The following is an 11,517-nucleotide window of genomic DNA, read 5'->3' on the forward strand; positions in this document are numbered from 1 at the left end:
TCTCGCACATTGGAAGCGGTACCCGCTGTACGGCGGGTACCGTCAACCTCGATACACCCTAGCTTGATGACCTGCGTGATAATCCTCACCCGCCACCGTGCGCAGATAGGCTTCGTCTGCGTCCCTTCGCAGGTCGCACCATTCGGTCAGCGTTAACATGCCCAACCGATCCATCTCGTCAGACTGGCGCAACAGTTCGTCGTGCCAGGCATCGGGGCAGTCCATGCGCAGTGCTCGATTCTCCGACATCCGATGCCAGGCATCCAACGCCAGCAGTCTTGCTTCTTGCTCAGTCGTCAGCTGGTTTCTGAAAACATTCATCACATCTACCCCCGAACATTTCCCGGTTGAGCAGGCTGTTTTGAAATAGGTTCAAAAGGGCTGACGAAGCACCGTCTTGCGCAAAGTTCGAATCACTCGTGATGGCGCCTGACCGCCCTCTCGTTATGGTTGGGTCAGCGCCGCTGCACTTGCTTTCGAGCGCCAGGTAAACGCCAGCACCATCAGCAGGCCCAGACTCGCCATCGCTGCACCGGCCAGGGAGATCGCCGGATAACCCAGCCCGGCATTGATCACCGCGCCGCCCAGCGCCGCGCCAATGGCGTTACCAAAATTGAAGGCACCGATGTTGACCGCCGAAGCCAGATTGGGCGCGTCTTTGGCCGCTTCCATCACGCGCATCTGCAGCGGTGGTACCAGGGCGAAGCTGGCGATACCCCAGATCAAAATGGCCACCGCGGCCGGCAAAGGCCAGCGCATCAGGACAGTGAACGCCAGCAAGATCACAATCAGCACGCTCAGCGAAACGATCAGGGTGCGATCGATCGAACGATCCGCAGCCTTGCCGCCCCACATGTTGCCCAGCGTCAGGCCCACACCGAATAGCACCAGCATGGCGGTGATGTACGCGGAGGACGCGTGGGTCTCGCTGCTGAGGATCGGTGCAATGTAGGTGAAGACAGTGAACATCGCACTCGAGCCGACGACAGTCAGGGCCAACGCGCCCAACACCGGGCCTCGGCCCAGCACGCGTATTTCGGCCAGTACGCCCACGCTTTGCGGTGCGCGCAGATTGGGCAGCGCGAACCACAACGCTGCCATCGTCACCACGCCAAGGCCGGTAATACCCCAAAATGCAGTGCGCCAGCCGAACAGCTCGCCAAACCACGCGGCCAGCGGCACACCGCCGATGGTCGCCAAAGTCAGGCCCATGAACATTGCCGCGACCGCCCCGGCACGTTTCTCCGGCGCGACCACGCTGGCAGCGACGACGGAGCCAACGCCAAAGAACGCCCCGTGATTCAGTGAGGTCACCACCCGGGCGATCATGAGGCTGTAATAGTCGGTCGCCAGCGCTGACATCAGATTACCCAAGGTAAAAATCGCCATAAGACCGATCAGCAACGTTCGGCGCGGAATTTTGCCGGTGGTGAGGATCATCAACGGCGCGCCGAGCAGTACGCCCAACGCGTAAGCACTGACCAGCAGGCCTGCGGCGGGAATGGACACGCCGAGGTCCGCAGCGATGCCCGGCAGCATGCCCATCGGGGCGAATTCGGTAACGCCGATGCCAAAGGCACCAATGGCGAGTGCAACAAGAGGTGGATTGATACGCATGGAAAGGCTCCTTATCTATGCCGCCAATGCTACGATCCAGGCGTTTGAGGCGGTAGATAGCGATTTCGGCAATCACCTTTGCGTAAGAGGCACAAATGGACGTCAATGGCAGGTCAGGTGAAATGAGCGTGTTCGTCACCGTGGCGCAGGAAGGCAGCCTTTCGGCGGCGGCGCGCGCATTGGGGCTCACACCCTCGGCAGTCAGCCGGATCATCGCGCGTGCCGAACAGCGTCTGGGCACTCGCCTGTTGTTGCGCACCACGCGAGCGATCACCTTCACCGCTGAGGGCGAAGCATTCTTGCGGGGCGCCCGACGTATTCTGGCGGACATGGACGAGGTTGAAGACGCCATCGCCGATCAAGGCGTACCCAAGGGCCGATTGCGCGTCAGCGCGGCGCTTGGCCATGGTCGGCTGGCTATCGTGCCCTTGGTGGCCGCGTTCAGCGCGCAGTACCCGAATATCGTCGTCGACCTCACGCTCGGCGACGAAGTAGTCGACATCCTCGCTGGCCAGGCCGACGTGGCGGTGCGCTTTGGCCATCTGCCCGACAGCCCGCTGACCGCGCGCAGGATCGGCACGACCGGCCAAGTGGTGGTGGCATCGCCCGCGTATCTGCAGCGTCACGGCACCCCGCAAGAACCGCAAGACTTACTCCGTCACAACTGCCTGCGCTTCAACTTTCGCCGTGCCGAACCCAACTGGCCGTTTATGCGCGACGGCCGCGAGTTTTCCCTGAAAGTCAGCGGCAACATCGAATGCAGCAGTGGTGAAGCACTGGCACAACTCGCCCGAGTCGGCGCCGGCATTGCGCGCATCGGCGAGTTCAGCGTCAGCGAGGATCTGCAGCGCGGCGACCTCATACCGCTACTGGAAACCTGGAACCCCGGCGATCAGGAACCGATTCATGCGGTGTTCGTCGGCGGCTCGACAATGCCGGCGCGAGTGCGCTTGTTCGTCGACTTCTTGCTGGAGCATCACCGGATGTAAGCGGTGTTCATCGTTCGATGCTCAGGCGGCGGATCTGCCGTAACTCACCTGCGTCCTAACGTCGCAGCAAACAGCTATTGGCAAATCCTGCACAAGCCTTAGAATCCCGCGCTCTCAAACAGTCACCCGAGTCGGTGGCTGAAAGCATCGCTGTTAAAAATCACGTACCAGAATGGCTGGCCACACTTGCTCAAGTGCGGCCGATTGAACTGCCCTGCCCGTTCGGCGGGCGCTTGCACAACACACTTCGGTTTGGCATTGCCCTGCGCAGAGACGCACGTTCCGCTGCCCGATCCCTTGAGGTTTCTATGTCTCCGCGTTTGCTGGCCATGGCGCTGGCGCCCCTGCTCGGGCTGTTCATTATTGCCTTGGGCAACGGATTTCTGTCGTCCCTGACCACCCTTCGCTTGGACGCCGCCGGTGCGTCGGCAACGATGATCGGTGTCGTGTCATCGGCCTATTTCATCGGTCTGACCCTGGGCGCCTTGTTCAACGACCGTCTGATTCTGCGCATCGGCCATATCCGTGCCTACGGCAGCTTTGCCTCGCTGATCGCCGTGACCATCCTCATGCAGGGCTTGTTTTACGACACGTGGGGCTGGTTCGCCCTGCGCCTGATCAATGGCTGGGCCACAGTCGGCGTGTTTCTGGTGATCGAGAGTTGGCTGCTGCTGGCGGGTGACGCGAAGATTCGCGGACGCTTGCTCGCGCTGTACATGATCGTCTTGTACGGCGCCGGTGTGCTGGGTCAGGCAACGCTGGGCAAGATCACGGGTTTGAGCGACAGCGCACCGTTCATGGTTGCCGGCATGCTCGCATCGCTGTCGGTGCTGCCGATCGTGATCCTGCCGCGCGTGTCGCCCCTGCTCGATCAGGTCGAGCCGCTCAAGCCCCGGCAGTTGCTGGGCGTGACGCCGACCGGGCTGGTCGGGTGTTTCGGCTCGGGCGTGAGCATCGCGGCGATTTACACGTTGCTGCCGCTGTACCTGCAACGCATGGGTCTGAACGTGGGGGAAGTCGGCAGCATGATGGCCTGGACGATCCTTGGCGCCATGCTTCTGCAATACCCGGTCGGACGCTGGTCTGACCGTCAGGATCGCCTTCAGGTGCTGACCCTTCTGACCGTGGCGTGCACGGTGTTGTCGCTGGTGATCGTCTGGCTGCCGTTGTCGTCGACGATGCTCGCGGTGATGCTGTTTTTGCTCGGCGGCGGCGTGTTTGCGCTGTATCCGGTTGCCGTCAGTCATGCCGCCGACCGCGCCCCGGCGGAAGCGTTGGTGCCGATGATTCAGGGTTTGCTGCTGATCAACTCTTTGGGCTCGGCGATCAGTCCGATGATGATCTCGCCGGTGATGAACTCGTTCGGCGCAAACGGTCTGTTCTGGGTCTTCGCTCTGGTCAATCTGTGCATGGTCACGTTCTTTTTCTGGCGGCGCGGCAAACGCCCGGTTCCGGCCAACCCCGCGCCTTTCGCAGCCGCGGCGACTTTCTCGCCGACAGGCGCGGAATTGCGCGTGACCGAAGATTTGCGCCAAGCGGTGCAAGAGCACCCGCCCATGGTCGATGCATTGAGCGGCGAGCCGGCGCCGCAGTGCGAAACGCGCTGAGTCCCACGCCAGTGCGGACGCTGGCGGCCCGCGCCTAAGCATCAATCCCCCAGATCATCCCAATAAGGCGGAGTGCCGATCGCTTTGATGAAGTACTCCCACACCACGCGAACCTTCTGGGAGCGCATGCGATTCTCCGGGGACAGCAAATGGATCGGGCTAGGCGTTGGCTCCACCGATCCTTGCCAATCCGGTAACAGCCGAATGAGCTGCTGGCTCACGAAACTCTCACGGCTAAACAGCCAGGACGGAAAGAACACGATCCCCCTGCCCGCCAGCGCCGCTTCCACCAAGACCTGACCATTGTTACTTCGAAGCGGCCCCTGCACGTCGATGATCTCGGTCTTGTCGCTGCCAGGCTTTGTGAAATACCAGCGCTGCGCCCCGCCCGTGCCCTTGTAAACCAGACAGGCGTGATGCCGCAGCTCCTCTGGCGACGCGGGTTTGCCGTGCTTCGCGATGTACTGCGCACTGGCGCAAAGGACGTATTGCTGATCGCAGATTTTGCGGCCGATCAACCCGGAGTCGCTCAGGTGTCCGACCCGGAAGATGATGTCGACGCCCTCCTGCACCGGGTCGATAAAGGCATCGGTGACGGTCAGCTCGACCGTCAGTTCGGGATACTGGTCATACAGACCGTTCAACAGTTTGACGATGTGCAGGCTGCCGAACGCGACCGGTGCGTTAATCCGTACCAGTCCACGAACCTCGCCACCCTTGCCGGTGATTTCCTCATCAGCGGCATCGAGCAGTTCGAGCACTTCGCGGATTTGCTGGTAGTAGCGCTCGCCCGCCTCCGTCAGTTTCACCGCACGGGTGTTTCGATACAAAAGTTGCTGACCGACCTCTCGCTCCAACGCCGCGATGAAGCGAGAAACGGAGGACGCCGGTACGCGAAAGTGCCGAGCCGTCGCCGAGAAACTTCCAGTCACGGCGACCATGGCAAAGTACCGGTGCGCTTTGAGGTGCATAAAAAGTCCGATCATCAAGAACAGTTGATGGGCACTACAGCAGAACTTCGTCTGCTTGTCCCGCCGCGAGATCCTTTCAGGCCTGTTTGCACCGGGCACGTAAAAGCAGCCGCCCCGAATAACGGTGGCGGCTGCCAATGTGTCAGCGGCTACTTAGCCTTTATAAGGCGGGTAATCGACATAACCCTCGGCGCCACCGCCATAAAAAGTTTCGCGTTTGGCTTCGCTCAGCGGCCAGTCGTTCTGCAGCCGCGCCACCAGATCAGGGTTGCTGATGTAAGCGGTGCCGAACGCGGCGAGGTCGATGATGCCGTCATTGATCAGGTCATCCGCACGCTGGCGCGACATGCCGCCCGCCAGAATCAACGCGGTGTCAGGCAGTTTCGACTGAATGGTCGACAGCAAATCGAGGAATGTTTCCTTCGGCCCGCCACCACCGCCCTCGGTACCCGGAGCCGGAAACCCGGACTGATCCATCACATGAACGTAGGCCAATTGCCGCGCGCCAATCTCGGCTGCCAACGCGGTGTAGGTTTCATCGATCTGCTCATACAACGGCATGTCGAACAGCTGACCATATGGCGAAATACGGATGCCCACCCGAGCCGCGCCAATGCGTGCGACCACGGCATCGATCACTTCCAGGGTGAAGCGCAGACGGTTTTCCAGGCGATCCGCCGAGTACTGATCGGTTCGATCATTGACCAACGGGTTCATGAACTGCTCGAACAGATAGCCATTGGCACCGTGAATTTCCACGCCATCAAAACCCGCCTCGATCGCGTTGTGCGCAGCCTGGGCGAACTCACCGACGATCCGCGCCACCTCGGCGGTTTCCAGTTGGCGTGGCGCCGGTGGCTGTACCAGCGCCGGCTTGCCGTCAGCGTCGTAACCAAACGCAGTCGCGCCGACCGCTTGCTTCGACGTGGCGCTCACTGGCAATTTTCCACCTTCCTGGATCGACGGGTGCGAGACGCGACCGACATGCCAGAGCTGCGCAAACATCTTGCCGCCCACCGCATGCACCGAGTCGGTGGTGAGGCGCCATCCGGCGATCTGCTCGGCCGTGAAGATACCGGGGTTGAACAGATAGCCCTGCCCCTCACGGGAAATCGGCGTGCCTTCGCTGACGATCAAACCGGCGGTAGCGCGTTGTGCGTAATACAATGCGATGCGTTCATCGGCAGCATCATGGGGTGCGCGCGAGCGGGTCAGCGGCGCCATGACAATACGGTTTTTCAGCGTGGTGTCGCCCAGCGCGAATTCGTTGAAGAGTTTGGACATTGGAGTTTCCGAAGTAGATCGAATGTGGCGACGATCAGCGGGAGCGACAGGTTGGCGGTGCGAACTGTCTCGAACTCGCGCCAAAGGCCCTGAGTTGCAACGATGGATCGATGCTAACTTCTGAGCCAGACGGCAACAATCCGCCGAAATCGCAAATGACTATTGCTTTTTCAGCAACGGAATTCGGCTTTTCTCTTCGGAATTTCTGGAGGGTTGTTGCCGGTGCGAGAGAGATAAAGCAAATGGGCGGCTACTTGAGCCGCCCATCTGAGGGTCACGCCTGAATCCATTTCAGGAAAGGCCTAGTTCTTCAACGCAACCTGTTTGGCCTCGATTTTCAGATCACTGAGGCGCTTGAGCATGGCGATGATGTTGACGCGAGCAGAGCCTTCATTGGCCAGGCGCAGACGTTTGACGCCAATAACGGAATCACCGAAACCCGCGGTAAAAGGCGTACGGATGATTTCACGCAGAACAACCTTGTTGGTCGCGGCTTCCACCAACGTGTATTCCACCTCGCTGGTGACCTCGAAATTCAGCCCGAACAGCGGCTGGTCAACGCGCAGCAAATTCGCCCGCAGGGCATAAGCAGCGGATTCGCTGCCCAGCAAATCAGCGTTTGCGAGCGATTGCTTGAGTGCAGCGCCAAAGTCAGGGCTGTCGATTTCCGACGTCCACAGAGGATTGGTTTTATCCCCGCCATTCACTTCCGAAACCCGTACGTTATTTTTCAGCTGTGCGTCATAGGTGCTTTCCTTGTCTTGATCGGCCGCGACCGTCATGCCGGAAATTTGAGCGGACGTGGCACAGCCCGTGCAGAGGGCGATCAGGGCAGAAGCTAAAAGCAGGCGCAGATAAGTCATTCGAAAATCCTTGAGAGTGTAAAATCCAACGAAGTCGCGAATGCTAGCACTTAGCCACTTTTTCAGCCACCTAGCGGTTCCTAGGTTCTTGGCAGCTGACTGAAAAACTTGTCCTGCTTGTATCGCAATGGTTGGATAGGCCGGCAGGACGAGGAAACATGTTTGTCGTAGCCGCTCTATTCAGCGGCTGGACTCAGTGAACAGGTTGATGAATGTCGAAGAAAACGCCAGAAAACAAAGAAGCCGCCACCGCTACAGAGATTGAGCGATCGATTCAGGCCTTGAACAAAATGGCTGAACGGCTCTGGGGCGATGGTCGCGAAGCCGAGGCCAAAGCTTTGCTGGACGCTTTGGATGCGCTTAACCGCGCACTCGACCGGATCCGCATTGGCGAGAGTCGGCGGGTGATTACGCTGCATTGAAGATTGGCCGACGCTGGCTGCTTACACGCAGCGCATCGCCGCTCGACCGAGTGTCCTTGCAGCCCTCGCGGCTGAGGCGGCGACGCAGCCGGTCTGATCCCTAAGGTTTCACCGCAGCCGTTGCCGCCTCATCGATAAACGCCGCCACTTCAGCAGCACGCGAGGCCAACGACGCATGGCTGGCATCCAGTGTGATGATCTTTTTCGCACCGAGTTTTGCCGACATCTGCCGCTGGTTATCGGGATGGATCATGTGATCTTCCGTGGAGATCTGATACCACGACGGCTTGTTCTTCCATGCCGGATTGCTGATCGTGTCGCCGAAGGTGCTGGCCAACGGGGCCTTCTGTGCGACGGCCATGACCAGTGCTTCATCGGCGCTGAGATCCTGGCAAAAATTTTCGTGGAATTTATCGGCTTTGAGCCAGAGGAAACCGTCGCTGTCCGGCGCAAGATTCGGTGCGGCGGCCGGCAGGTGTTGCTGGGTCAGAGCGCCGGGGCTTTCGCCGGCATCCGGGGCGAACGCGGCGATGTACACCAGGCCGACGACGTTCGGCTGATTGCCCGCCTCGGTGATCACCGCGCCGCCGTAAGAGTGGCCGACCAGCAACACTGGGCCGCTTTGTTGCGCGATCATTTTGCGCGTGCGTTCGGCGTCGTCGGCGAGGGACGTCAGCGGCATCTCAACCGCGTGAATATCCGTGTAGCCCTTGCGCGCCAGTTCGAGAATGACTTTGCCCCAATGCGCGGCGCCACCCCAGAATCCGTGAACCAGCACAATCGTCGGTTTGTTGCTCATGGCCCTGCTCCTGTCTGAGAAGAGAAGATCGTTTGCCAATACCGCGCCGAAGTATGGTGCCGATTGCCGAAACGGGCCATGTCGCTGATGAATCTGTAAACTGGCGCGATTCTTAGTCGCTCACACAAGGGATCACCCATGGCCAACCAAGACATCATCTTCACTCCCGATCCGGACGCGGACTCCATTTCCTCGGACGTGACCACGTTCAACGGAATCATGATGTCCACGCAGATTCCGACCCGTGCCGATGGCAGCCTGGAACTCGGCGACATCACCCTGCAAAGCGAATGCACCCTGCAAGCGCTGAAGGTTGCACTGGAACGTGCGGGCAGCTCGATGGATCGCGTGATGCACCTGACCATCTACCTCACCGACATGGCCGATCGCGCCGCGTTTAACGAAGTTTACAAACGCTACTTCGCCAAGCCATGGCCGGTACGTGCTGCGGTTGGCGTTGCGTCCCTGGCCGTCGAAGGCATGCGCGTAGAAGTCACCGCCATGGCTGCCAAGGCCTGATTTTCACCCCAGCCTTGCGCCGAACCAACTGACGCCTTCGCGAGCAAGCCCCCACAGATTTCTATGTCGCCCGCCTATTTGGCGATCACTGCCCAACCCTGTGGGAGCGAGCTTGCTCGCGAAGGCGTCAGGTCAGGCGACGGCTATGTTGGATGCACCACCGCTTTCGCGAGCAGGCTCACTCCTACAGGTTTGTGTGTCGCCCACCTATTCGGCGACCACCGCTGGATTCTGTAGGAGCTGCGGCACGCTGCGATCTTTTGATCTTGATCTGAAAAGGTCAAAAGATCGCAGCATGCCGTAGCTCCTGCAAGGGCCCGGTGCCATCGGGCAGCACGGGCGTGCCGGGCGCGCGTTTCGGGGGTAGAATGCGCGCCTAACCGTGACAGCCTGACTAAAAAAACTATGTCCTTGCCCAAGCATCATCTGGAATTGCTCAGCCCTGCCCGCGATGTCGCCATCGCCCGTGAGGCGATCCTGCACGGCGCCGATGCCGTGTACATCGGCGGCCCGAGCTTCGGTGCGCGCCACAACGCCTGCAACGAAGTCGGCGAAATCGCCGAGCTGGTCGAATTCGCTCGCCGTTACCACGCGCGCATTTTCACCACCATCAACACCATCCTGCACGACAACGAACTGGAACCGGCGCGCAAGCTGATCCATCAGTTGTACGACGCCGGTGTCGACGCGCTGATCGTTCAGGATCTGGGTGTGATGGAGCTGGACATTCCGCCGATCGAGCTGCACGCCTCGACCCAGACCGACATCCGCACCCTTGAGCGAGCGAAATTCCTCGATCAGGCCGGCTTCTCGCAACTGGTATTGGCCCGTGAGCTGAACCTGCAAGAAATCCGCGCAATCGCCGACGAAACCGACGCTGCCATCGAATTCTTCATCCATGGCGCCTTGTGCGTGGCCTTCTCCGGCCAGTGCAACATCTCCCATGCGCAGACCGGGCGCAGCGCCAACCGTGGCGACTGCTCGCAAGCGTGCCGCTTGCCGTACACCCTCAAAGATGAAAAGGGTGGCGTGATCGCCTACGAAAAACACCTGCTGTCGATGAAAGACAACAACCAGAGCGCCAACATCCGCGCGCTGGTCGAGGCCGGCGTGCGTTCGTTCAAGATCGAAGGTCGCTACAAGGACATGGGCTATGTGAAAAACATCACCGCCTACTACCGCCAGCGCCTCGACGACGTGCTCGAAGACCGCCCGGATCTGGCCCGCGCTTCCAGCGGCCGCACTGCGCATTTCTTCCTGCCTGACCCGGAAAAAACCTTCCACCGTGGCAGCACCGATTACTTCGTAACCGATCGCAAGATCGACATCGGCGCCTTCGACTCGCCGACCTTCACCGGCCTGCCGGTGGGCACCGTCGAGAAAGTCGGCAAACGCGACATGCAGGTCATCACCCACGAGCCACTGTCCAACGGCGACGGTTTGAACGTGCTGGTGAAACGCGAAGTGGTCGGTTTCCGCGCCAACATCGCTGAAGCCAAAGGCGAGTTCGAAGAGGACGGCGAGAAGCGCTACCGCTACCGCGTCGAGCCGAACGAAATGCCCGAAGGCCTGTTCAAGCTGCGTCCGAATCACCCGCTCAATCGCAACCTCGACCACAACTGGCAACAGGCGCTGCAAAAGACCTCGTCAGAACGTCGCGTCGCCCTGAGCTGGGTCGCACGTCTGCGTGAAGAACAGCTGGAAGTCACCGCTACCAGCGAAGAAGGCATCAGCGCCAGCGTTACCCTGAACGGCCCGTTCGGCGTCGCCAACAAGCCTGAGCAAGCGCTGGAACAGTTGCGCGATTTGCTCGGCCAACTCGGCACCACGCAGTACCACGCCACCGACATCAAGCTGGATGCGCCACAGGCGTTCTTCATCCCCAACTCGCAGCTTAAAGCCCTGCGCCGTGAAGTGATCGAAGCCCTGACCGCCGCCCGTGTTGCCGCTCACCCGCGTGGCAGCCGCAAGGCCGAAACCAGTCCGCCGCCGGTGTACCCGGATTCGCACCTGACCTTCCTCGCCAACGTCTACAACCAGAAGGCGCGCGACTTCTACCACCGTCACGGCGTGAAGCTGATCGACGCGGCGTACGAGGCGCACGAAGAACCGGGCGAAGTGCCGGTGATGATCACCAAGCACTGCCTGCGTTTCTCCTTCAACCTGTGCCCGAAACAGGCCAAAGGCGTGACCGGCGTGCGCACCAAAGTCGCGCCGATGCAGTTGATCCACGGCGATGAAGTGCTGACGCTGAAGTTCGATTGCAAGCCGTGCGAGATGCACATCATCGGCAAGATGAAGGGCCACATCCTCAACCTGCCGCAACCGGGCAGCGTGGTCGGCCACATCAGCCCCGAAGACCTGATGAAAACCATTCCGCGCGCACCGCACTGAGTGGACGGCATGCGCGGTGCTTCGGCACCGCGCACGCCTGTATCACCAAGCC

11 protein-coding genes are annotated in these 11,517 nt (G+C 60.4%); 5 read left to right on the forward strand and 6 right to left on the reverse strand.

The window, feature by feature from the left end; all coding sequences use genetic code 11:
* Nucleotides 1-42 precede the first annotated feature (42 nt).
* A complete protein-coding gene (locus QMX93_RS04985) occupies nt 43-321 on the reverse strand; it encodes a hypothetical protein (RefSeq protein WP_282353216.1) in 279 nt (92 codons plus the stop codon).
* A 123-nt stretch (nt 322-444) separates the two neighbouring features.
* A complete protein-coding gene (locus tag QMX93_RS04990; RefSeq protein WP_212550679.1) occupies nt 445-1,617 on the reverse strand; it encodes an MFS transporter in 1,173 nt (390 codons plus the stop codon).
* A gap of 95 nt (nt 1,618-1,712) precedes the next feature.
* Between QMX93_RS04990 and QMX93_RS04995 the strand changes: the two genes are divergently transcribed.
* Both QMX93_RS04995 and QMX93_RS05000 read left to right on the forward strand, forming a co-directional pair.
* Complete coding sequence (locus tag QMX93_RS04995; protein WP_178124156.1) at nt 1,713-2,606, forward strand: LysR family transcriptional regulator; 894 nt, start codon at nt 1,713-1,715, stop codon at nt 2,604-2,606.
* A gap of 308 nt (nt 2,607-2,914) precedes the next feature.
* On the forward strand, nt 2,915-4,213 hold the full coding sequence (locus tag QMX93_RS05000; protein ID WP_053120692.1) for an MFS transporter: 1,299 nt from the start codon (nt 2,915-2,917) through the stop codon (nt 4,211-4,213).
* A gap of 41 nt (nt 4,214-4,254) precedes the next feature.
* On the opposite strand, the gene QMX93_RS05005 is transcribed toward QMX93_RS05000, so the two are convergent.
* The 3 genes from QMX93_RS05005 to QMX93_RS05015 all read right to left on the reverse strand — a co-directional run bounded on the left by QMX93_RS05005 (nt 4,255) and on the right by QMX93_RS05015 (nt 7,331).
* A complete protein-coding gene (locus tag QMX93_RS05005) occupies nt 4,255-5,322 on the reverse strand; it encodes a LysR family transcriptional regulator (protein ID WP_282353230.1) in 1,068 nt (355 codons plus the stop codon).
* A gap of 15 nt (nt 5,323-5,337) precedes the next feature.
* A complete protein-coding gene (locus QMX93_RS05010) occupies nt 5,338-6,468 on the reverse strand; it encodes an alkene reductase (protein ID WP_282353232.1) in 1,131 nt (376 codons plus the stop codon).
* A 302-nt stretch (nt 6,469-6,770) separates the two neighbouring features.
* On the reverse strand, nt 6,771-7,331 hold the full coding sequence (locus QMX93_RS05015; protein ID WP_282353234.1) for a hypothetical protein: 561 nt from the start codon (nt 7,329-7,331) through the stop codon (nt 6,771-6,773).
* Between the two features lie 212 nt (nt 7,332-7,543).
* Between QMX93_RS05015 and QMX93_RS05020 the strand changes: the two genes are divergently transcribed.
* Entirely contained in the window at nt 7,544-7,753 is a 210-nt protein-coding gene (locus tag QMX93_RS05020) for a hypothetical protein (RefSeq protein WP_159812076.1), read from the forward strand.
* A gap of 100 nt (nt 7,754-7,853) precedes the next feature.
* On the opposite strand, the gene QMX93_RS05030 is transcribed toward QMX93_RS05020, so the two are convergent.
* Entirely contained in the window at nt 7,854-8,552 is a 699-nt protein-coding gene (locus QMX93_RS05030; RefSeq protein ID WP_282353239.1) for an alpha/beta hydrolase, read from the reverse strand.
* A 138-nt stretch (nt 8,553-8,690) separates the two neighbouring features.
* On the opposite strand from QMX93_RS05030, the gene QMX93_RS05035 reads away from it, so the two are divergent.
* Together QMX93_RS05035 and QMX93_RS05040 are read left to right on the forward strand one after the other, a co-directional pair.
* Nucleotides 8,691-9,071: a RidA family protein gene (locus QMX93_RS05035; protein WP_053120702.1), complete on the forward strand. Its 381-nt coding sequence runs from the start codon at nt 8,691-8,693 to the stop codon at nt 9,069-9,071.
* 405 nt (nt 9,072-9,476) lie between these two features.
* The gene (locus QMX93_RS05040) at nt 9,477-11,465 is read left to right on the forward strand and encodes a U32 family peptidase (RefSeq protein ID WP_282353241.1); all 1,989 of its coding nucleotides are present in this window, start codon (nt 9,477-9,479) and stop codon (nt 11,463-11,465) included.
* Nucleotides 11,466-11,517 lie beyond the last annotated feature (52 nt).

The organism is Pseudomonas sp. PS01303, from assembly GCF_029959385.1.
Lineage (GTDB): Bacteria > Pseudomonadota > Gammaproteobacteria > Pseudomonadales > Pseudomonadaceae > Aquipseudomonas > Aquipseudomonas rustica.